Annotated in this window: 16 protein-coding genes; 11 read left to right on the top strand and 5 right to left on the bottom strand. The window is 55.9% G+C overall.

Features of this window, described 5'->3' with window-relative positions:
- The first annotated feature begins 171 nt into the window (after positions 1-171).
- Complete coding sequence (locus K0H80_RS16605; protein ID WP_220072315.1) at positions 172-1,812, top strand: sensor histidine kinase; 1,641 nt, start codon at positions 172-174, stop codon at positions 1,810-1,812.
- 7 nt (positions 1,813-1,819) lie between these two features.
- Here K0H80_RS16605 and pepT read toward each other — a convergent pair whose 3' ends face one another.
- Both pepT and tcdA read right to left on the bottom strand, forming a co-directional pair.
- The gene (gene pepT / locus K0H80_RS16610) at positions 1,820-3,049 is read right to left on the bottom strand and encodes a peptidase T (protein ID WP_220072316.1); all 1,230 of its coding nucleotides are present in this window, start codon (positions 3,047-3,049) and stop codon (positions 1,820-1,822) included.
- A 112-nt stretch (positions 3,050-3,161) separates the two neighbouring features.
- A complete protein-coding gene (tcdA, locus tag K0H80_RS16615; RefSeq protein ID WP_220072317.1) occupies positions 3,162-3,974 on the bottom strand; it encodes a tRNA cyclic N6-threonylcarbamoyladenosine(37) synthase TcdA in 813 nt (270 codons plus the stop codon).
- 367 nt (positions 3,975-4,341) lie between these two features.
- Here tcdA and K0H80_RS16620 point away from each other — a divergent pair, with 367 nt between their 5' ends.
- Both K0H80_RS16620 and K0H80_RS16625 read left to right on the top strand, forming a co-directional pair.
- A complete protein-coding gene (locus K0H80_RS16620; RefSeq protein ID WP_220072318.1) occupies positions 4,342-5,400 on the top strand; it encodes a porin in 1,059 nt (352 codons plus the stop codon).
- 513 nt (positions 5,401-5,913) lie between these two features.
- The gene (locus K0H80_RS16625; RefSeq protein WP_220045344.1) at positions 5,914-6,936 is read left to right on the top strand and encodes a porin; all 1,023 of its coding nucleotides are present in this window, start codon (positions 5,914-5,916) and stop codon (positions 6,934-6,936) included.
- A gap of 108 nt (positions 6,937-7,044) precedes the next feature.
- Here the strand turns inward: K0H80_RS16625 and K0H80_RS16630 are convergent, their stop codons facing one another.
- Both K0H80_RS16630 and K0H80_RS16635 read right to left on the bottom strand, forming a co-directional pair.
- A complete protein-coding gene (locus tag K0H80_RS16630; protein ID WP_011867057.1) occupies positions 7,045-7,701 on the bottom strand; it encodes a thiopurine S-methyltransferase in 657 nt (218 codons plus the stop codon).
- A 105-nt stretch (positions 7,702-7,806) separates the two neighbouring features.
- Positions 7,807-8,151 carry a hypothetical protein gene (locus tag K0H80_RS16635; RefSeq protein ID WP_011867058.1) on the bottom strand — a complete coding sequence of 115 codons (345 nt, stop codon included), beginning with the start codon at positions 8,149-8,151 and terminating at the stop codon, positions 7,807-7,809.
- Positions 8,152-8,362: 211 nt separating this feature from the next.
- Between K0H80_RS16635 and K0H80_RS16640 the strand changes: the two genes are divergently transcribed.
- Positions 8,363-10,198 (top strand): protein kinase domain-containing protein, encoded by a 1,836-nt coding sequence (locus K0H80_RS16640; RefSeq protein WP_220072319.1) that lies wholly within the window; start codon positions 8,363-8,365, stop codon positions 10,196-10,198.
- Positions 10,199-10,231: 33 nt separating this feature from the next.
- On the opposite strand, the gene K0H80_RS16645 is transcribed toward K0H80_RS16640, so the two are convergent.
- Entirely contained in the window at positions 10,232-10,825 is a 594-nt protein-coding gene (locus tag K0H80_RS16645; RefSeq protein ID WP_220072320.1) for an FxsA family protein, read from the bottom strand.
- A 259-nt stretch (positions 10,826-11,084) separates the two neighbouring features.
- Between K0H80_RS16645 and cutA the strand changes: the two genes are divergently transcribed.
- The 7 genes from cutA (at position 11,085) to galK (ending at position 22,208) form a co-directional block, all read left to right on the top strand.
- The gene (gene cutA, locus K0H80_RS16650) at positions 11,085-11,408 is read left to right on the top strand and encodes a divalent-cation tolerance protein CutA (RefSeq protein WP_220072321.1); all 324 of its coding nucleotides are present in this window, start codon (positions 11,085-11,087) and stop codon (positions 11,406-11,408) included.
- Complete coding sequence (locus tag K0H80_RS16655) at positions 11,405-13,213, top strand: protein-disulfide reductase DsbD (RefSeq protein ID WP_220072322.1); 1,809 nt, start codon at positions 11,405-11,407, stop codon at positions 13,211-13,213. Before cutA ends, K0H80_RS16655 begins: the two co-directional genes overlap by 4 nt.
- A gap of 147 nt (positions 13,214-13,360) precedes the next feature.
- Positions 13,361-14,989, top strand: a complete 1,629-nt coding sequence (locus K0H80_RS16660) for a cation:proton antiporter family protein (protein WP_220043386.1) — start codon at positions 13,361-13,363, stop codon at positions 14,987-14,989.
- 93 nt (positions 14,990-15,082) lie between these two features.
- Positions 15,083-16,084, top strand: coding sequence for a TolB family protein (locus K0H80_RS16665; protein ID WP_220072323.1), 1,002 nt, complete (start codon positions 15,083-15,085; stop codon positions 16,082-16,084).
- Positions 16,081-19,335, top strand: coding sequence for a glycoside hydrolase family 2 TIM barrel-domain containing protein (locus K0H80_RS16670; protein WP_220072324.1), 3,255 nt, complete (start codon positions 16,081-16,083; stop codon positions 19,333-19,335). The genes K0H80_RS16665 and K0H80_RS16670 overlap by 4 nt, the downstream gene beginning before the upstream one ends.
- Before the next feature lie 18 nt (positions 19,336-19,353).
- Entirely contained in the window at positions 19,354-20,778 is a 1,425-nt protein-coding gene (locus K0H80_RS16675; protein WP_220072325.1) for a solute:sodium symporter family transporter, read from the top strand.
- A gap of 263 nt (positions 20,779-21,041) precedes the next feature.
- Positions 21,042-22,208: a galactokinase gene (gene galK / locus K0H80_RS16680; RefSeq protein WP_220072326.1), complete on the top strand. Its 1,167-nt coding sequence runs from the start codon at positions 21,042-21,044 to the stop codon at positions 22,206-22,208.
- Positions 22,209-22,284 lie beyond the last annotated feature (76 nt).

Here is a 22,284-nt window from a genome sequence, read left to right on the forward strand (position 1 = left end):
ACACGCAGCGCCACATAAAGACTTTACAAACATCATCTTGGCGACATTTTTATCCCTTTGCACGAGCAGAAGATAATAATCAGGCTATGCTTAAAGCAATGTGATCTGGACACTGCACCTAGCGTCAATTGTCGGCCGTTCTTATGGTGCTTAGGATAAGCGAACCCATAAATGGCAAACCACACAGCGCAGCTACTCAAGAGTCCCATCGGCAGAAAGCTCACCCTGTCGATCATCCTCTTTAGTTCCTTGATCACCCTGCTCACCACGGGCTTTCAGCTGATCAACGACTATCGTAGCGACGTCAACCGCATCACCCGCCAATTCGACAGCATAGAGAAGGTCAATCTCGACGTGCTGGCGGCCAGCATCTGGGTGATCGATGAGCGGCTAATCAACACCCAGATAGATGGCCTGATCCAACTGCCGGACATCACCTATATAGAGATAGACGACGACAGCGGCCAACACTGGCAGGCGGGCACCGCCACGCCGGAGAACACCATAGAGCGCAGCTTCAAGTTGGTCTACAGCTCGGGCAACGAGAATATCGACGTGGGTACCCTGCTGGTGCAGGCAGACCTTAGGGTGGTGTATGAGAAACTGCTGGACCGCGCCATCGTCATACTGCTCTCCAACGCCATCAAGACCTTCATCGTCGCCGGCTTCATCCTCTTCCTGGTCTGGTATCTGGTGACCCGCCACCTGCATAAGCTCAGCGACTATAGCCAAAACATCAACCTGGAAGGTGAATTCGAGCCCCTGGTGTTCGTCAAGGACAGTCATAAGAATGACGAGTTCTGGCTGGTTGCCGAGGCGATAAACAAGATGCAGCAGCAACTCAGACGCTCCTTCGACGACATTAAGGCCTCCAAGCTGGAGCTACAGGAAGCCCTGGCGGATCGCGAGCGCCTACTGGAGCTGGAACGTAGCTACAAGGATGAGCTGGCTCGCCAGGTGAAGGAACGCACCCAGGAGCTGGAACAGTCTCTCTTGGTGCTCAAGCGTGCCCAGCAGGTGTTGGTCGAGCAGGAGAAGATGGCGGCCCTCGGTGGCCTGGTCTCTGGCGTGGCCCACGAGATCAACACCCCCATAGGCATCTGTCTCACCGCCGCCAGCACTCAGCTGATCCATGTCGAGGAGTTGATCAAGCTGATCCACAGTGAGAACGCGACCCTGGAGGAGATCAACGCCATCTTGGAAGAGTACCAGCAAAGCTGCGAGCTGATCATCAGCAACATCACCCGTGCCAGCAGCCTGATCCAGAAGTTCAAGACCATAGCGGCCGAGCAGAGCCTAGAAGATAAACGCAGCATCAATCTCAAACAGGGACTAGAGGAGCACCACGAGTCGATGCGATTTATCTACGGCGATAAGCTGGCCGAGGTGGAATATCGGGTCGATCCCGACCTCAACATACTCACCAACCTGAGCCTGTTTAAGCAGATAGTCACTAACCTCTTCTCCAACGCCTATGCCCACGGCTTCAAGGGCCGCAGCCAAGGAAAGATCAGGATAGATGCCGAGGTGAACGCGGGAATGCTCAAGATCTGTATTCAGGACGATGGACCGGGGATTGACAGCGAGGCCACCGGCCATATTTTCGAGCCCTTCTATACCACCACGCGCTCAGAGGGCGGCACCGGCCTAGGCCTCTCCGCCGCCTTCAACGCCGTCACCCTGCTCCAGGGCAATATTCGCTATCGCGACGACGGCGAGCTGGACGGGGCCTGTTTCGAGGTGAGCTTCCCGGTGGAGGTACTGGACAATCAGGCCGTCGAGCTCAACCTCTCCAACCCATCAGGCTTTTAAGCGCTAATCAGGCTTTCAGCTGCTTGGCCGTCAGCTGACAGATCGCCATGATCACCTCGGTCGCCTTCACCATAGATTCCAGACAGATAAATTCATGCTTGCCATGGAAATTATGGCCACCGGTAAACAGGTTAGGGCAAGGCAGCCCCATATAGGAGAGACGACTGCCATCCGTGCCGCCGCGGATAGGTTTGACCTTGGGAGTGATGCCAAGGTCAGTCATCGCCTGCTTGGCGATCTCTACGATATGGGGATGGGGGATCAGCTGATCGCGCATGTTGTAGTAGCTGTCTGTGATGCTGACGCTTAATGAGCCCTGCTGCAGCTGGGCGTCGCAGGCCTCGACCCGCTCGGTGAGCCAACGCTTGCGCTGCTCAAACTGATCCAGGTCGAAGTCGCGGATCAAATAGGTGAGCTGCGCCTCTTCGGTCACCCCCTTCATCTCAATCAGATGGAAGAAGCCGGCATAGTCCAGGCTGTTCTCCGGGGTATCGCCGAGGGGCATCTTGGCATGAAAGCGCGCCGCCATGGTCTGGGCGTTGACCATGACGCCATAGGCCGAGCCCGGATGGCAGTTGTTGCCCTTGGCGGTCACCACGGCCGTGGCGCCGTTGAAGTTCTCGAACTCCAGCCCACCTAGCTCGCCGCCATCTACCGTGTAGGCCCACTCGGCCTTGAAGGCCTCGAAGTCAAACTTGTCGGCGCCGCGCCCTATCTCCTCATCCGGCGTGAAACAGAGATAGATATCGCCATGGCGACTGTCGGGATCTTGAAGAAGAGTCGATAGCGCTGTGATGATCTCGGCGATCCCCGCCTTGTCGTCGGCGCCCAGCAGGCTGCTGCCATCTGTGGTGATCAGCGTCTGCCCCAGGTAGTGATCTAACTCGGGAAACTCTTCGGGAGAGAGTCTATGCTGCGCGCCGAGAGGGATATCGCCGCCATCATAGTTCTCGATCAGCTGAGGACGAACATTGGCGCCGCTAAAATCGGGCGCCGTGTCCAGGTGGGCGATAAAGCCGATGGCCGGAACCCCTTCAACTGTCGCGGGCACCAGAGCCGTCAGATAGCCAGTCGCGGAAAGCGCCACCTGACTGAAGCCTAACTTGATCAGCTCCTCTCTGAGTTGATCGGCCAACGCCATCTGCCCCTGGGTACTGGGGCAGCAGCTTTGGCGCCCGTCAGACTGAGTATCAAATTGCACATAGCGTAAGAATCGATTTAACAGGGCCTGTTTCATAATCAATCACCAGCAAAAAATGTCGACTGAGTCTAACAAGTGACCAAAGGGTGACTTTAGACTTAAATCAAGTTTTTGGTGATTTACGCCTCAGGCCAGCAGGCGATATCGGCTATGCCTTGGCGGCAAGCTTGGTCAGCACCCGGCTCACGGCGGTAAAGCCGAAGCTACCCGTCACCACTGTGACGGCGCCAAAACCAGAGGCACAATCCATACGCATGCTGCCCTCGGCCGTGGCCTTGACGTTGCAGACGCTACCATCGGCCTGGGGATAGACTAGCTGCTCGGTAGAGAACACGGCCTCTATACTGAAACGGCGCTGCACATTCTTAGGGAAGTTGTATTCGCGGCGCAGCAGGTTACGCACCTTGGCCAGCAGAGGATCCTGATAGGTCTTGGCCAGATCCGCCACCTGGATCTGAGTAGGATCTGTCTGACCGCCGGCGCCGCCTACCGTCACTATCGGCAGTTTCTGGCGCTTACAGTGGGCGATCAGCGCCGCCTTAGGTTTGACCGCATCGATACAGTCGACCACATAGTCCAGGCTACCGTCCTGCTTGCGACCGGTAAAATAGTCATTCAGGTTATCTGTGGTGATGAAATCTTCCACCTGATTGACCCGGCACTCTGGGTTGATCTGCATGATACGCTCGGCCATCACAGCCACCTTAGACTCGCCTATCGTCTCCTTGAGGGCGTGCAGCTGGCGGTTGGTGTTGGTGACACAGATATCGTCGAGATCGATCAGGGTGATCTCGCCAATGCCGCTACGGGCCAACGCCTCGGCCACCCAGGTACCAACCCCGCCTATGCCGACCACAGCCACATGGGACTGCGCAAATCGGGTCAGTGCCTTGGCGCCATACAGGCGGCCAATGCCGGCAAAGCGATTGAGATAGGCGTCAGAGAGTTCAGGTTGGCTCAAGGTGGGCTCCGGTAATATAACTAAAAACCCGCCGATTTTACCGCAATCCCAGGCAAAATCCCAAAAAGAAAAACGGTGACAAGTGTTAAGCCTATGGGGCGATTGCAGCAACCTGGCAAGCAGAGGGTGACACAGGGTAAAGAGCAAATTAACCCACTGTTTTTAAATGTAAAATAACATGATAAAACTCACGTAAAACCAATGATTTGCGACACGGATCACATCTCAACATTGCACTTCTGGGCACACTGACGCCGCGACACAGCATAAGCGGCCAAGAAAGCTCCCTCTGGGCCCATGACTCTCGTTAGCTAAAAAAATCAAAGGCCCTCTTTGAGATGGCCATAATCGCTACAGGAAGATGACAATGAAAAAATCTGTTCTATCGGCAAGCATTTTCGCCACCCTCGCAGCCACCTCATTCACCGCGCTCGCCGACGGTCCTCAGTTCTATGGCCGTGCCGATCTTGCCTTCACTCACTCGGATAATGGCATCGCCACCCAAAACCAGAAAGATGGCACCATCATAGAGAACAACTTCTCTTGGTTAGGGGTGAAGGGCAGCGAAAAAGTCGCCGACGGCCTAGAGGTGATCTATCAGATGGAGTTTGGTGTCAGCAACTATGACAACTCAGGCAACACCTTTGCCGCACGTAACACCTACCTGGGGCTTAGAAGCGTCATAGGTACCGCCCTTGTGGGTCGTAACGACACCGTATTTAAGGCATCCGAAGGTGGCTTCGACCTCTTCGGTAACACCAACTCAGATATCGATCTGCTGGTCGCCGGTCAATCGCGTACCGCAGACGGTATCACCTACTACTCGCCTAAGATCGCCGATCTCATCACATTAAATGCCACCTACCTGATGGAAGACAACTATGTGACCTATGACGGCAACGAGCGCGTGGCGCCAGATAACATGTACGCCCTCAGCGCCACCTTAGGTGATAAGGCACTCAAGGCGCAGAACTACTATGTTGCCGCGGCCTACAACGACAACATCGACGACGTAAAAGCCTATCGCGGTGTGGCACAGGTGAAGCTGGGGCAGGTGATCTTAGGCGCCCTGTATCAGAACAGTGAACATGTGGACAGCAAGTACGCCAACCTAGAAGGCGATACCTACTTTATCAATGCCGCCTATGTGATGGGTAATCTGAAGCTTAAGGCGATGTACGGTAAGGACGATTCGGGTCTGGGCAAGTATGTGAAGCGTTATGTGGGTGGTAGCGATGGCGCGGGCATGGAAACCGTGTCTGACGTAGATCTACAACAGTTCAGCATAGGTGCCGACTACCGTATCAGTAAGAGCACACTGTTTTATGGCCACTACACTAAATATGATGGCGACCTGAAACTGGCTGGCATGAAGCAAGATCTGGGTGATGACATAGTCACCATAGGTATGCGCTTCGACTTCTAAGTTGTCCCCAGCTTAAATAAAGGCGGCCAAGAGCCGCCTTTTTGCTTTTCTTCTAGCCGCTTTACTCGCCGCGTGGCTTTATCTGGCTGCCCCTGCTTGCTTCCCTGTTCGCCCCTTTCAGCTAAATAACAGGCAATAATTGTGCGTAAGCGCACACTTTTTAAACATATTTATGCTTTCTCAAGCAAAACGCCTACAATTTTAGCAACTTCTTAATAAGTTACAGTTTGTTTACATCAACAGCAGAGTGCATACCCCTTTGGGAGTAGGCGTAATACGTTAAATTTACAAGGATTGGCTGTTTTTTAAACGGATGAGACAGATCTGTCACAAATTCCTCGTAAAGCTAACCTTGATAAGCAGAAATTTGATCTGCGCCACACTCTTACTGCCATAAAACTGTAAACTTCTGGCCAACTTTGTTACGAGAACGGACCCTCGGAGCAAATTATGGAAACTATGTTAATAACCATTAAAAAATGGAAAAGAACTCAGTTCTTGGGAGCACAATACATGAAAAAATCTCTAATCTCTGCATCAGTAGCATCTGTTATTGCACTGACCTCATTCGGCGCGCTAGCCGATGGCCCTAACTTCTACGGTCGTTTAGACCTAACCCTAACTAACTCTGACAAGGGTTCAACTACTCAAGAAGGTAAAGATGGTACTATTCTTGAGAACAACTTCTCACACCTAGGTGTGAAAGGTTCTGAAAAGATTTCTGACGGTATCGATGTTATCTACCAAATGGAATTCCAAGTTGAGAATACTTCTTCTAAAGGTGACGTATTCAAGGCTCGTAACACATTCCTAGGTCTTAAGAGCGCAGCCGGTACCCTGCTTGTTGGTCGTAACGACACAGTATTCAAGCAATCTGAAGGTGGCATCGACCTATTTGGTAACTCAAACGCCGATATCGACCGTCTGGTAGGCGCGCAAACTCGTAGCGCTGACGGTATCTGGTACTACTCTCCAAAGATCGCTGACCTGATCACTCTGAACGCGACTTACCTGATGACTGACAACAACCAGGCTGGCGTTGAAAATGCTGATGACCAGTACGCTCTAAGCGCGACTCTGGGTGACAAGAAGTTCAAGGCACAAAACTACTATGTTGCAGTAGCTTACAACAAAGGCATCTCTGGTATCGACGCATACCGTGGTGTTGCTCAAGTTAAGCTAGGCGACTTCAAAGTTGGCGGTCTATTCCAAAACTCTGAAAGCGTTAAAGACGGTTCTACAGACAACAACACTTACTTCGTAAACGTTGCCTACAACCTGAACGGCGTTAACCTGAAAGCTGAGTACGGTAAAGACGAAGCTGGTTTCGGTAAGTACTACAAAAACATCTCTGGTGTAGCTGGTACTGACATCAACGTGACTAACATCACTGTGGGTGCTGACTACCGCGTAGCTAAATCAACTCTGATCTACGGTCACTATGCAATGTACGAAGGCGACCACAAAGTTGCTGGCGTTAAAGTTGACCTAGAAGACGACAACATCTTCACCGTTGGTGTTCGTTACGACTTCTAATTCGATGAGCCCCAGGCTCTGATGAAAAAGGCGACCTCTGGTCGCCTTTTTGCTTTCTAACGCTTAATTTTTTATAGCTTAAGTTTCTTTAGCTTAAGTTTTTGTAGTTTAACGTCTCACCAGACGATAGACAGACTCGGTCAGCCAGGGCACCTGCTTCTTCACGAACCTTGGATTCTCGGCCAGCACATCCTGGGTGCTGAGGCACTCGATCTCGAAATAGGGGCTCATATGCTCCTGGATCCAGGCATCGGATACCGCAAATGGCGGGCCGTTTAGCGCTTCCTGTGGATAGTCTAAGGTGATCAGCAAGCCTATGCTCTTAGGCGGCAATAAACCGGCCAGGCACTCCACATACTGCTGGCGCATCTCAGGCGGCCAGGCGATCAGCGCCGCCCTGTCATAGAAGCCACTCACCGCCTCGAGAGGTTCCTTTGGCAGACGGAACAGATCCCCCTGGTATATGCTCACCTGCTCGGTGCGGTAACACTCATGCTCGCCGCTCGATTGACGCTCGACCGGCAGCTCGTTGTCACTGAAGAACTGCTCTACCGCGCTCTGATTCAGTTCACAGCCGATCACCTCCAGCCCCTGCTCGGCCAGATAACAGAGATCTAAGGTTTTACCACACAGGGGAACGAAGACCTGGCTGCCGGCAGCCAACTCGAGCTGCGGCCAATAGTCGATAAGAAGGGCGTTGACCTCGTCGAGATGAAAACCTATCTGCTGTGAGGCCCATTTGTCGTGCCAAAAACTGGGTTGCATCGTTAGCTCCGCATAAGCAAGTGTTTCATTATGCAGGCTACTCTAATCTCTCGTCGGCCAAGATGCCAGCTTACCGACTATTTCGGCAAGCTTTTCTCTTGGTCGTTATTGAATATCCAGGACTTTTTGTACCCGTCTGAGCCAGACACAGTTTTCACATTCGCAGTTACGGCGCGACAGGTGATGGGGGGTGAGGCTAGAATCGATAAAATCGACCGCGATCAGCAGCTGCTGTTTCAGCTCGGCAACCGACTTGCGTTCGACGGCCACCAGCTCATCGTTATGGTTCATCCAGACGCACTCCATCCCCTGATAGCAGTGGATGCACTGGGGATCTGTGCTATTGAAAAAACCCGCGTGAGGACAAAACTTTAGCTCCATCGACTGCACGATGCGCTTCCTCGGATATTCTAATAATTCAATCAATAGGGCTTTGTTTAGTTCCGTCATTTCGCCCTCCTCACTCATCAAAGTCGCTCAAAAATGAAGCTTAGTTTTATATTAGCTTCAGGTTACCTGTATGTGTATGTAACAGAATTGATATAGGTCAACATCTCATCCGAAAATATCGGTTAGGCATCGCACTGCTGAAAAATCTAGCTATTGTGCCTGGCCGCCGCTTCTTGCTATAAAAACATATCGATATTCAGTGAAATGACCCATGCCCAACAGCCAAGCCCCCAGCCCTGAGCTACAACACTTTTATATCTCCGAAGAGCAGTCTATCTACCTGCTCAAGGCCGATGACGCCCGTAAACACAGGGCGTGGATTAGGCTCTGTAAACAGCAGCTGAGCAAGCTGGGCTACTCAGATATCGAGCTAGTGGGCAAGGGCGCCTACGGCTTCGTGTTCGCCGGCATCAATGGCCATGGCAAGGCACACGTGTTCAAGTTCTCCCGAATCACCCTGCCCCAGCAGATCCAGGACAGGCTGGAGGAGGAGGCTTACATGCTCTCCCAGGTGATCCACCCCAATGTGCCGCCGGTGATCAAGTTTGAACATGTGGGCAAGCAGGGGATCCTGGTGATGGCCAGGGCGCCGGGGGAAGATCTCGACAAGCTCTGCCTCAGGCATGGCGCCCTGCCGGCGCGCATCATAGTCAGTATCGCCCGCCAGCTGGCGCAGATCCTCAACTATCTGCACAACGGCCGCCCCCTAGTACACGGCGACATCAAGCCCTCTAACCTGGTGTACGACATGGAGCGGGATCATCTCTCGCTGATCGACTGGGGCTCGGCGGTATTTGCCCAGCGCGATGGCGAGGGCAATCCGGTCAACGGCAACGTAATGGATCTGCTCTCCAGTGACCAGCAACACACCAACGCCCGCATGGGGGATGTCTATTTCATCGGCGAGGAGCAACTCAGCGGCGCCCTCTCCAGCCCCAGGTTCGACGAGCAAGGGGTGGCTGCGACTCTCTATGCCCTGGCCTCGGGTCAGGCCAGCCGTTTCGGCAGCAAGGTGATCCCCGCCAGCAGCATAGGCCTTCCCATAGAACTGGCCCGCACCCTTGATGGCATGCTCAGCGAGGATCCCGTCACCCGCAACCGGGCCGGGGATTACTTTCTCAAGAGCATGGCCCATAGCCATCGTCTGCATCTGCCGGATCTGCCCATGGCGCCACTGCAGCCTGAGATCCCGGTATGGACCCTCAAGCAGGCCAAAGATGTGGAGACGGTCACCTACAGTTCGCGCAAATCCTTCCTGCGGGAGCACAACGAGGATGAGCCGATAGAGAAGATGGACGATCTCCAGCTGGAGAAGTACTACCGCAACTTCATGGCGGGCATGGGAGATACCGAGAAAGGCTTTATCGCCGCGGTCAGCCGGGTGGGCCAATATTCCCTGGTAGGCGGACTGGCGATCCACTGGCAGGAGTCCGGGGTGTTTATCGACTCCAACCTGGCCACCTATAACGCCGAGGAGAAGGCGGCGCTCATCCTGGCGGTGAACAACATGGTGACCCTGGCGCGGGGCATTCGCCGTATCGGGGTGTTTAAGGCCTGCTTCTTCAACGCCCGCGACACCCTGCATCTGGAGCGTGACGACACCAGCCAGCCCTTCAGGCCAAGCCCGGATCAGCAGCTGCCCTTCGAGGTGGGCGATGTGCCCTCGCTGGAAGATAAGTCCCGGCTGCACTCCTACTTCGAGGATGGCCGCGACCCGGATGAAAATCTGGAGCTGCCCAAGGAGATCATGACAGAGCTGGGCTGGATCAACCAGATCCACCACACCGGCTGCATCATCTTCGAGGTGTTACCTAACCATATGAAGATCCACAGCTATCTGCGTCTATTAAACCCCCGAAAGCAGGCGGCCTTCAGGGCGAGCCTGGACAGGATCCTCAGCCATGTGGATAAGATTCAGGGAAAAGGCGTCTCGGGCTTCATGAAACTGCCCTACAAGAACACCCGCCGTTTTCAACATATCGACAGGAAGGCGGACCACTTCTACCCCAGGAACCCCAAGGAAGCGATGGCCCAACTGGATGAGTAATGGCTCAACAAGAAGGCTAATGGCTAAGCCGATTTACTTCGGCTCGCGCTTGTCCTCGTCGCTCGCCTTATCGCCATCAGGCTTGTCGCCTAACTGACGCTCTTCATCGAGCTTATCGGAAGGATCTGGCTTGCGCTCATAGTCGCCGTCGAAGGTGTTACCCTGCTCATCGAAGGGAGAGCGGTCGAAGGGCGAACGGCCACCGGCCGAACCATTTGACCCAAATGGCCCCTGCCCAAACTGGCCATGAAAGCCCCCCTGTTGACTCACCTTGACCTGCATCCGCTTGTAGAGGAAGGCGGCGATGGGCGCTCGGGTGAGCGGGGTTAATAGCAATAAACCGATAAAGTCGGTCACGAAGCCAGGGATCAGCAGCAATAGACCGGCCATAGCCAGCATCATCCCCTCGACGATCTCCTGACCCGGCGCCTCGCCGCGCGCCAGCTTCTGCTGCACCTGCATCAGGGTGTGTATCCCCTGACTACGCACCAGAGAGACCCCCACCACGGCGGTGAAGATCACCAGGCCCACGGTAGTCCAGCTGCCTAAGGTTTCGCCAACGCGGATCAGCACATTGAGCTCAATAACGGGAATGAGAACAAAGATAATCAATAGGATGAAAAACACGCTGACCTCACAAACTGACGAAATTTCTAATTGATTGAAAACTAAATGAGGGCGAACGGGTCTACTTTCAAGTCGGACGGCTTTTTTAGCGAATTTATCCCAGTGACAAACTTGGGATAAGCTCACTATTTTAGCAATAGCTTAATGCAAGTCGCCGACAAAACACGTAAAGTAGCTAACGCTCACGATACCCTTGTGAGCCAGTATAACCCGGTTACCTTAACACCCAATTAATGACCATACAGGGTAATAGCAACAGATGCAGGAAAAATGTCTACTCGTCACCACCAGCTGCCCGGACAATGAGACGGCCAGCACCCTGGCCCGCGCCCTAGTGGAGGCCAAACTGGCGGCCTGTATTCAGATCTCTTCCCCTGTCACCTCACTCTACACCTGGGAGGGTGAAGTGTGTCAGGAGACAGAGGTGTGCCTGCAGATAAAATGTCTCGCCCGTCATTACGACAAGTTGGAGCAACGCCTCCTGTCGCTGCACCCCTACCAAGTTCCCGAGCTGATCGCCACAGAGATCCACACAGGTTCGGCGGCTTACTTAGCATGGATAAAAGAAACCTCACTATCATGAAGAAAATACTGTTCCTCTTCCTCTCGACCCTGCTGTTGATCGCCCCCGGGGCGCAAAGTGAAAGCCTGTTCAGCAACAGTAAGTTTGATTTTCTTAAAGATGAACCTCAGCTGATGCCTGTGGATCAGGCCTTCGTCTTCGATGCCCAACAAGAGGGCAACCTGGTCAAGATCAGCTGGGTGATCGCCGACGGTTACTACCTGTATCGCGACAAGCTCAAGTTCGCCGCCGACGGCGCGACCCTGGGTGAGATCCAACTGCCTAAGGGCAAGGCGCACAGCGATGAGTATTTCGGCGAGCAGGAGGTCTACTACTCTTACGTCGAGGTGCCTGTGGCTCTCAAGGAAGCCGCTGAACAGGCCAACATCAGCGTAACCTTCATGGGCTGCGCCGAGGGTAAGCTCTGCTTCCCGCCCACGACGCGTAGCGCGCCCCTGACTCAGGTCGCCGCCAATGCAGGTCTGCTGCCAGAGGCGATGAAGGCGACACCAGTTGCGATTGAAACCGCTAGCAATCAGGCGCCCATCACCCAACAGGATTCTCTCAGCCAGATGTTATCTGGCGACAACCTGCTGTGGACCCTGGTTATCTTCTTCGGCCTGGGCATAGGACTGGCGCTGACCCCCTGCGTCTTTCCCATGTACCCAATCCTGTCTGGCATCATCGTCGGCCAGGGCGAGAAGCTCTCTACCGGCAAGGCCTTCAGTCTCTCCATGGTCTATGTGCAAGGGATGGCGATCACCTATTCGCTGCTGGGGCTTATCGTCGCCTCGGCGGGCATGAAGTATCAGGCTGCCCTGCAACACCCAGCGGTATTGGTGGTGCTGGCGATCCTCTTCTTGCTGCTCAGCCTCTCAATGTTCGGCCTGTACGAGCTACGCCTGCCATCTAGCTGGCAGGAGAAGATGAACCGCTTCTCTAACAACCAGAAGGGCGGCAACGTCCTGGGCGTGTTTGTCATGGGGATCATCTCGGGTCTGGTGGCGTCCCCTTGCACCACGGCGCCGCTGTCGGGCGCTCTGGTCTATGTGGCGCAAACGGGCGACCTGATGCAAGGCTTCCTGGCCCTCTATGTGCTTAGCATGGGCATGGGTCTGCCACTGCTGATCATCGGCTCATCGGGCGGTAAGCTGCTGCCACGCGCCGGCGCCTGGATGGATGTGATCAAGACAGTGTTCGGCTTCCTGCTGATCGCCGTCTCTATCCTGATGATAGGCCGTATCTGGACCGGACTGGTGTCGGATCTGCTCTGGGCCCTGTGGGGCGTCAGTCTGACCGCCTACCTGATGCATCAGAACAAACTCACCGAGTTTAACTGGAAGCAGACGGTACGTTCTGTTCTCTTGTTACTGGCACTGCTGGGTAGCTTCTCCTATGGCTTCCAGGCCGTCATGGCCAGCCTGGGCTACCAGTCCCATACGGGGGCCGTCAGTCATAAGGTGAGCCACAAGACCATCAAGAGCCTTGAAGATCTTCAGGCCGAGGTGGCCGCCGCCAGTGCCCAGGGTAAGCCTGTGATGCTGGATCTCTACGCCGACTGGTGTGTCGCCTGTAAGGAGTTTGAGAAGATCACCTTCGTCGACCCAGAGGTGCAGGCTCGTCTGTCGCAGATGGTGTTCCTCCAGGCCGACGTGACCAAAAACGATGCCATCGATATCGAGCTACTTGAGCACTACGAGGTGCTGGGGCTACCTACCCTCTTGATGTTCGATGCCAAGGGCGAGATCCGCGACGAGCTGCGCGTCACAGGCTTCATGAAGCCTGCCGAATTTGCCGCCCATCTGGATCACCTGCTAGCCAAGTAAGCTCTGTCGGCCTTAAGCTACCTAAAAACCTCCTACGGGAGGTTTTTTATTAAGGCTAAAAGGTAGCTCTCTCATCAAAGTTTTCATTTATAGTTAACCCAATTCCTATACAATCAGGGGTATACCTCACGGACCTCTAGGAGCAACATGGAACCCGCCATCCTCATCATCACCTTAGCCTGTGGCATGCTTGTCAGTCGTATCGGTTTACCGCCACTCATAGGTTATCTTGTCGCGGGGTTCGTGTTATTCCTCTTCGGCATCGACGAGAGCAGCCTGCCGTTGCTTGAACAGCTGGCGGAGCTGGGTGTAACCCTGCTGCTGTTTGCCATCGGCCTCAAGCTGGATATTCGTAGCCTGTTTAAGGCCGAGGTGTGGGCGGGATCCAGCCTGCATCTGATGGGATCCATCATCTTCCTGGTACCCCTGCTTAAGCTGCTCGGCCTGCTGGGGCTGGAACAGTTGAGTGGCTTGGCCTTCAATCAGCTGACCCTGCTGGCCTTCGCGCTAAGCTTCTCCAGCACCATCTTCGCCGTCAAGGTGCTCGAAGATAAGGGCGACATGCAGTCACTCTATGGCCGTGTCGCTATCGGTATTCTGATCATGCAGGATATCTTCGCCGTCGCCTTCCTCACCATCTCCAAGGGGGATATCCCCTCCATCTGGGCCCTGGGATTACTCCTGCTTCCCTTTGCCAAACCGCTCATCTACAAGGCGTTCGACAAGGTCGGTCACGGCGAACTCTTGGTGCTCTTCGGCCTGGTGATGGCCCTGGTGGTGGGTGCCGGCCTGTTCGAACTGGTCGGTCTCAAGCCGGATCTGGGCGCGCTTATCATAGGCATATTGCTGGCGGGTCACGCCAAGTCGTCAGAGCTGGCCAAGTCGCTCTTCTACTTCAAAGAGCTGTTTCTGGTGGCCTTCTTCCTCACGGTCGGCCTCAACGGCCTGCCAAGCTTCGCCGACATCGGCCTGGCGGCCCTCTTAGTGCTTATCGTGCCGGTGAAGATAGTGCTCTTCCTCTATCTGCTGACCCACTTCAGGCTGCGTTCGCGCACCTCCTTGATGACCTCCTTCAACCTGGGCAACTACAGCGAGTTTGGCCTGATCGTCGCCGCCGTGGCCACCAGCAAGGGCTGGCTACCCGGGCAATGGTTGGTGATCCTGGCCGTAGCCCTCAGCCTCAGCTTTTTGTTTGCCGCGCCGCTTAACGCCGCCTCGGCCCGCCTGTACCAGAAGTTTCAGAGTCGCTTGCAGAAGCTGGAAAGACACCCGCTACACCCCGAAGATAGACAGATCCCCGTGGGCAACCCCCGCTTCCTCATCCTAGGGATGGGGCGTATCGGTAGCGGTGCCTACGACGAGCTGGCCAACCAATTTGACGGTGAGATCCTGGGGATAGAACACAAGCAAGATCTGGTGGACTTCCATCGCCAACAGGGACGCAACGTAGTACAGGGCGATGCCTCGGATACCGACTTCTGGGAGAAGCTGGACAGGGCGCCGAATCTCGAGCTGGTGCTGCTGGCCATGCCTCACCACGCGGGTAACCAGTTTGCGGTGGAGCAACTAAAACGTCTGGATTATCAGGGCAAGCTGAGCGCGATCGTGCAATACAGCGAGGATGCCCAATCCCTCAAGGCCGCCGGGGTGCACAGCGTGTTCAACCTCTACGAGGCCGCCGGCGCCGGTTTTGTCGAGCATGTGGTTTGCGAGCTCAAGTCCGGCAAACAGCACGAGGCCGATATCGCCGTCGAGCCTCAGGAGACCACAGGCTAACCCTAACTGCGCTCAAACCATAGATTGTATACATTATTCTAAATATCTTGTATTGTACTTGCCATCCTGCGATAAGATGGGAAGTACAATACTGTGCCGACAAAAAAACAAAAAACTAATAAATCCAATACTTTCGGAAACATACTCAAGACCAGTCTCTGCCTGCTAGCCGGCGCGACCGCTCAGGTCAGCGCCGCGGGCTATGACATCTGGCTCTATCCCTTAGCCAAACAGGCCGAGGCCCCCCACTGGCGACTCGGCGAGCCTATCAGTGTCAGCGACCGCCCGGGTTACGACAATCAAGCGGCATTTGGCCCCAAGGGCAAGCAGCTGGTGTTCGCCTCCGATCGCGCAGGTGTTCATAGCGACATCTATCGATTCGACATCGACACGGGCGAGATAACCGCTCTGACCCACACGCCTGAGATCAGCGAATACTCGCCTCAGTTAACCTCACAGGGTCTGATCTCTCAGGGCCTTACCTATGTGGCCGAGCAGGGCGTGCCCCACCAGAGCATCTGGCTACAGTCGCTGATTGATAATAAGGCTCCCCAGCGCGCGGTAAACAGCCTGATCCCAGCAGGTTACTATGCCAGGCTAGAGGGTATCGGCACCCTGATCTGGGCCAGATATGGCTATAACCTCTACTATGAGCCAGTCGGCGAAAGCGCCGACGAGCGCCACTTCGTGGTGAGCGATGTCGGGCGCAGCCTGCACGCCCTGCCGAGTATCAAGCAATTCAGCTACCTTAAGAAACGCATGGACGGCGAGCGAGTCGTCACCCTGTTCGACCCAGAATCTGGCAGCCACACGCCACTTATCGATCTAGGCCAGGGTAGTGAAGACTATGCCTGGAGCAGCGATGGCAGGCTGTTTAACCTTGAGGGCACTGTGCTTCGCAGCTGGCCCTACCCGCCGTTGGCTGGCACTCATGAAAGAATTATCAGGACGCCGCAGCAAGAGCTGCCCGGTTGGCAGGCGGTAACTAAGCTTATCCCGCCGACGCCGCACCATCACAGCCCCTCTCGGATCGCCATCAGCCCCACTTTGGATTTTATTGCCATCACCTGGCAACGTAAGGACACACCACAATGATCAACCGCTTTCCTCTGCAACAGAGACTCTCCTATGCACTTGCATTCTCTCTAGTCTTTGGGCTAGTAGTCTCCCACCCGGCGCTGGCAAGGGATCGCTGGCAGGATCACACCCTATTCGAGGTCAACAAGCTGGCGCCCCATGCCAGCTTCTTCGGCTATGAATCAGAGTCTCTGGCGCTATTGGATGAGATGGGCCACAGCCAGCTTTATCTGGATCTCAACGGCCGCTGGCACTTTCATCTGGCCAAGAATCCCGGCGCCACACCCAAAGAGTTCGCCGCTCCCGAGTTTGATGCCAGTCACTGGGGTAGCATACAGGTGCCGGGCAATTTCGAGACCCAGGGCTACGGCCACGCCATCTACCTCGACGAGCGCTATCCCTTCGACACTCAGTGGCCCGATGCACCAAATGATCACAACCCCACAGGCCTCTACCGCAAGACCTTCACCCTGCCCGCCCATTGGCAGCAGAAACAGGTGTTCATCCACATAGGCGCAGCGCGCTCGGCCCTCACCCTGTTCGTCAATGGCCGTGAGGTCGGCTATAGCCAGGGCGCCAAGACCCCGGCTGAGTTCGACATCACCCCCTACCTGCAAGCGGGCGACAATCTTGTCGCCATGCAGCTTATCCGCTGGAGCGATGCCAGTTACCTGGAAAGCCAGGATATGCTGCGCATGACAGGGATAGAGCGTGAGGTCTACCTCTATGCCACCCCCAAGCAGCGCATAGAAGATATCCAGGTTATCACTCATTTAAACGAGGATCTCACCCAAGCCGAGCTTGCCATCAGGGTAAATCTCGCCAGCCACCAGCCAGTGGTAAGAGCCCTTGAATTGGAGGCGCGCCTGTTGGATCCCCAGGGCAAGCAGGTCGCGAAAGATAACCAGCGCCTGAGCCTGAAAGGCGATGCCAAGCTCGACTTTAGCCAGCCCCTAAAATCCCCCAAGCTGTGGAACGCCGAGATGCCAAATCTGTACCGGCTCATCCTGACCCTCAAGACAGAGGCGGGAGAGACACTTCAGGTTGCCAGTCAGCAGATAGGCGTGCGCAAGATCGCCATCGAGAAGGGTCAGCTTAAGGTCAACAACAAGGCGATCACCATACGCGGCGTGGATCGTCACGAGACAGATCCCCAAACCGGCCATGTGGTCAGCCGTGAGACCATGGAACTGGATATCCGCCTGATGAAGCAGAACAACATCAATGCGGTACGCTCCAGCCACTACCCCAATCATCCCTACTGGCTCAGCCTCGCCGACCGCTACGGCCTGTATGTGATCGATGAGGCCAACATAGAGTCCCACCCGCTGGCGATAGACGACAAGACCCAGCTGGGCAACGAGATGAGCTGGCTACCCGCCCATCAGGCACGTATCGAGCGTATGGTCGAGCGCGACAAGAACCACCCCTCGGTAATTATCTGGTCTCTGGGTAATGAGGCCGGTGAAGGCAAGCTGTTCGAGCGCCTCTATCAGTGGATAAAACAGCGGGATCCCAGCCGCCCGGTGCAGTATGAACCGGCGGGCGAGGCGCCTTACACGGATATTGTCGCCCCCATGTATCCCTCCATCGAGCGGATACGCGAATACGCCGAGCGTGCCAACGACCGACCGCTGATCATGATCGAGTACGCCCACGCCATGGGCAACTCGGTGGGCAACCTGCAAGACTACTGGGATGTGATCGAGGCCTATCCCCAACTGCAGGGCGGCTTCATCTGGGACTGGGTGGATCAGGCGCTGGCCTTCAGCAACGATTTAGGTCAGAAGTACTGGGCCTACGGCAAGGACTATCACCCCGATATGCCCACAGACGGCAACTTCCTCAACAACGGCCTGGTGGATCCCGACCGTAATCCCCACCCCCACCTGAGCGAGGTGAAGAAGGTCTATCAACCCATCAAGTTGAGAGACTTTAAGATTGAGGGTGATAAGGCCTCAGTGAATCTCATCAATGGCTTCGACTTCGCCTCCACATCAGGCCTGAGCCTGAACTGGACGCTGCAGCGAGATGGCAAGATCATCGCCAGCAAGCGCCAGGCCATGCCGACACTCTCTCCCGGCGAGCAGGCCCGGGTGAGCTTCAAGCTGCATAGCAAACAAAGCTTAAGCGCCCCCTTCGAGTATCACCTGCTACTCGAGGTGCTGGTCGATACCCCTAGACCCCTGCTGCCGAGCGATCACCGTATCGCCTTCGAGCAGTTCGCCCTGCCACGCTACGGGGCTGAAGCCGCATATCAAGTAAAGAAAAACCAGGCCAAGATCAGCGAGGAAAGCGGCAGCTATCGCCTCAACTCGGGTGAGCTGAGCTATGAGTTTGATAAACGAAGTGGCTGGCTGACCCAGATCTACCAAGAGGGTGAGCCCCAGCTTAAGGGGCCACTGATGGCCAACTTCTGGCGCGCGCCAACCGACAACGATCTGGGTAACCAGATGCCCGAGTGGGCCGGGGCCTGGCAAGACGCGGCGGCTGAGCTAGAAGTCACGGCAATCGACGCCGACTCCGCCCTCGGCCTGACCATCAGCCAGAGCCATCCCAAGATGGGCTTTAGCCTGCGCACCCGCTATAGCCTGGATAATGCAGGGCGCCTGATGGTCGACAGCCAGTTTATCCCGGGTGATAAGCCGCTTGCCGATCTGCCCCGCTTCGGCTTCAGCACCAGGCTAGGCTTTGAGCACAGATACCTGAGTTACTTTGGCCGCGGCCCAGAGGAGACCTATGCCGATCGCCAGTCGGGCAATCCCCTGGGCTGGTATGCCCTGCCGATAGAGCAAACCTATCACAGATACCCAAGACCCCAGGAGACGGGGCAGCGCACCCAGGTGCGCTACGCCGCGGTGACAGATCATCAGGGTCAAGGATGGCTAGCGATCGCTAACCTGGGCCAAAGCGGAAATAAGGCAGGAGAGTTGTCCGGAGATCTGGGCGGCAAGGAGGCAGATGAGGTCGCCACCCTACAGACCAGCCTCTGGCCGTTCGCCCAAGCCGACATAGATTTTCGCCGCGGCGATGCCCAGGAATCGGCCTCGGGTCTGGTGGCCGTCACCCGCAACCACGGCGCCGAGATCCCGCTTAGGGAGTTCGTCACCTGGAATATCGATTACCGCCAGATGGGCGTCGGCGGTGATACCTCCTGGGGTCGTCCGGTACATACGCCCTACCGCATCAAGGCCGAGCCGATCCGCTTCGGCTTTACCCTGATGCCAGTGGGCAGCGATGACGATATCCGTACCATGGCAAGACAATAACAATAAGGAAGCAAGCAGATGGAACAGACAATACAGGTGGCGATCTTCATCGCCCTCACGACGCTGGTCGCCCTGATCACCTACCTCAAGTGTCGCAAGGTGACCCGCGACGCCAACGACAGCCGCGACTACTTTCTCGCCGGCGGCGGCCTGAGCTGGATAGTGGTGGCCGGCTCCTTGATGATGACCAACATCAGCGCCGAGCAGATCGTCGGCATGAATGGCGCCCAGACCCTGCTGGTCGCCTGGTGGGAGATCGCCGCCGCAATCGGACTGATCATCCTGGCCAAGTGGCTGATCCCTATCTATTACCGCTACAACTGCACCACCACAACTGAGCTGCTGGAGCGCAAGTATCAGGACAAGGGGATCCGCGCCATGGTCTCTGTGCTCTTCATGCTGGGCTACGCCTTCATCCTGCTACCCGTGGTGCTCTACACGGGTTCGCTGTTCATGAAGTCCATGTTCGGCCTTTCCATCTCGGTCACAGTGCTGGCGATCATCTTCGCCGTGGTGGGCGCCATCTACGCCATCTTCGGTGGCCTGAGAGCCATCGCCATCTCAGATACCCTCAATGGCCTGGGGCTAATCTTGATGGGGCTGGCGGTCTCCTACCTGGCAATGCACGCCGTGGATTGGGATCTCTCCGGCGTCCCGTTGGAACGCCTGACCCTGATCGGCGATAGCCAGTCGGATATTCCTTGGTCGACCCTGCTCACCGGGATGATCTTCATTCAGATCTTCTATTGGGGCACCAACATGGTGATCACCCAGCGCGCCCTCGCCGCCAAGTCGGTGAAGGAGGCGCAGAAGGGTCTATACGCCGCAGTGGTGATGAAGCTGATCATCCCGGTGATCGTGGTGCTGCCGGGCATAGTCGCCTTTAAGCTCTATGGCGATGTGGGCGACGTGGCCTACGGCAAACTAGTGGGCGACCTACTGCCAAGCTGGCTCTCTGGCGCCTTCGCCGCCGTGATCGCCGGCGCCGTGCTCAGCTCCTTCAACTCCTGCCTCAACTCGGCCGCCGCCCTCTACACCTGCGACATTCACCAAAACTACATCAATGCCGATGCCGACGTGCGCAAGATAGGCACCCGGGTCGCTCTGCTGTTCACCCTGATCTCGGTAGCCCTGGTGCCCCTGTTCGCCCGCTCCGAGAGCATCATAGCCCTGCTGCAACAGCTCAACGGCCTCTACTCGATGCCGGTACTGGCGGCCTTTATCTGTGCGCTAGTCTTCAAAAATGTCAGCGCCAAGGCGATAAAATGGGGGCTGGTCTTCGGGGTCTTGTTATATGCCCTGTTCACCTTCGTCTGGAGCCCACTACACTTCATTCACCTGATGGCGATCACCCTGCTGGCGACCATACTGGTTACTCTGGTCTTGAGTCGCCTGTTTGCCCAGTCTGTCGTCGCCCCCGTCGCCGAGCCGACCCTGGACTAAGCCATTTGGCTAGAGCAAACAGACCCGTTCCAGGTTTTCCCTGCCGAGCCCATGATGGCTCGGCAACTGGCCAAGATAAAACATCTGGTTAACACTAGAGCCAGTCGGCGATATTTTCCCGATCCCAGCTGACAAATCTCAGTTACATCAATGACTGAGACGTGATATAAAAATGACAAGGATGACTCATGGTTGTTACCACCATGAACAAGACTGCCCACAGGGGCAGAGAACGCTAACTTTTTCTGAGAAGTTCAACACCAATGTCGAATACCGCACAGCGCGCCAATAAACTTTTTGTGCAGACCTTTGGTACCACGGCCGATGACCTGTATCAGGCGCCGGGCCGGGTTAACCTGATCGGCGAACATACAGATTACAACGATGGGTTCGTCCTCCCCGCCGCCATCAACTTTAGAACCGTTATCGCAGTGAAACAACGCGACGACGACAAGTTCCGCGCCGTATCCGACGCCTTTCCCGGCAAGATCTACACCTGGCACTTCGGCCAGGAGGGTGAGATGGACCCCAACGACAGTTGGATCAATTACTTAAAGGGCTTTACCGCGGCGGTATCGGCCAGCGGCCTGCCTGCCAAGGGGATGGATCTGGCGGTCGTGGGTAGCGTCCCCCTAGGGGCTGGTCTCTCCTCGTCGGCGGCCCTGGAGATCGCCTTCGGCACCGCGCTCAACGATTGCAGCCAGCTCAGGCTATCGCCGCTGGCGGTGGCCCAGATGGCCCAGCGCGGCGAAAACCAATATGTCGGCTGCGCCTGCGGCATCATGGATCAGATGATCAGCGCCATGGCTCAAGAGGAGCATGCCCTACTGATCGACTGTGAAGATCTCGACTGTGAGCCTGTGCCCATCCCAGAAAGCCTGAGCCTGATCATAGTCAACTCCAACGTCCCCCGCGGACTGGTGGACAGCGAATATAACCTGCGCCGTGAGCAGTGCGAGCAGGTCGCCGAGCATTTCGGCATCGAGAGCCTGCGTCATCTGGAGCTGCGTACCCTGGAAGGGGCCAAGGATGAGCTGCCGGAGGTCTGTTACCGCCGGGCGCGCCATGTGCTGAGCGAAAACCGCCGCACCCAGAATGCCGCCCACGCCCTGGAGGCGGGTAACATCGCCAAGCTGAGCGAGCTCATGGCCCAGTCGCACCAATCGATGCGTGACGACTTTGAGATCACCGTGCCCGAGATAGACAAGCTGGTCGAGATCATCGACGCCGTGGTCGGCGATCGCGGCGGCGTGCGCATGACGGGTGGCGGCTTCGGCGGCTGCGTCGTGGCACTGGTAGATCACGACCTTACTGACGCCGTGGTCGAGGCGGTCGAGCGCCAATATCAGGCGGCGACAGGCCTGGAGCCCAGCGTCTACCTCTGCTCGGCCAGCCAAGGCGCCTCAAGGTTGGACGAGGAGCTCTACTAATCGCGGGGCATCGAGCGTAAATCGCTGTTTAGAATACGTATTCATGCCCTCGTCCAGGGGCGAGATAATACAATAG

This window comes from Shewanella aegiceratis (assembly GCF_019457495.1).
Lineage (GTDB): Bacteria > Pseudomonadota > Gammaproteobacteria > Enterobacterales > Shewanellaceae > Shewanella > Shewanella loihica.

Excerpts from the sequence above, each read along its gene's own strand:
- cutA (WP_220072321.1), top strand. The coding sequence starts at position 11,085 with ATGCAGGAAAAATGTCTACTCGTCACCACCAGCTGCCCGGACAATGAG.
- K0H80_RS16625 (WP_220045344.1), top strand. The coding sequence starts at position 5,914 with ATGAAAAAATCTCTAATCTCTGCATCAGTAGCATCTGTTATTGCACTG.
- K0H80_RS16660 (WP_220043386.1), top strand. The coding sequence starts at position 13,361 with ATGGAACCCGCCATCCTCATCATCACCTTAGCCTGTGGCATGCTTGTC.
- K0H80_RS16635 (WP_011867058.1), bottom strand. The coding sequence starts at position 8,151 with ATGACGGAACTAAACAAAGCCCTATTGATTGAATTATTAGAATATCCG.
- K0H80_RS16640 (WP_220072319.1), top strand. The coding sequence starts at position 8,363 with ATGCCCAACAGCCAAGCCCCCAGCCCTGAGCTACAACACTTTTATATC.
- K0H80_RS16655 (WP_220072322.1), top strand. The coding sequence starts at position 11,405 with ATGAAGAAAATACTGTTCCTCTTCCTCTCGACCCTGCTGTTGATCGCC.
- K0H80_RS16630 (WP_011867057.1), bottom strand. The coding sequence starts at position 7,701 with ATGCAACCCAGTTTTTGGCACGACAAATGGGCCTCACAGCAGATAGGT.
- pepT (WP_220072316.1), bottom strand. The coding sequence starts at position 3,049 with ATGAAACAGGCCCTGTTAAATCGATTCTTACGCTATGTGCAATTTGAT.
- K0H80_RS16620 (WP_220072318.1), top strand. The coding sequence starts at position 4,342 with ATGAAAAAATCTGTTCTATCGGCAAGCATTTTCGCCACCCTCGCAGCC.
- K0H80_RS16605 (WP_220072315.1), top strand. The coding sequence starts at position 172 with ATGGCAAACCACACAGCGCAGCTACTCAAGAGTCCCATCGGCAGAAAG.
- galK (WP_220072326.1), top strand. The coding sequence starts at position 21,042 with ATGTCGAATACCGCACAGCGCGCCAATAAACTTTTTGTGCAGACCTTT.
- K0H80_RS16675 (WP_220072325.1), top strand. The coding sequence starts at position 19,354 with ATGGAACAGACAATACAGGTGGCGATCTTCATCGCCCTCACGACGCTG.
- K0H80_RS16670 (WP_220072324.1), top strand. The coding sequence starts at position 16,081 with ATGATCAACCGCTTTCCTCTGCAACAGAGACTCTCCTATGCACTTGCA.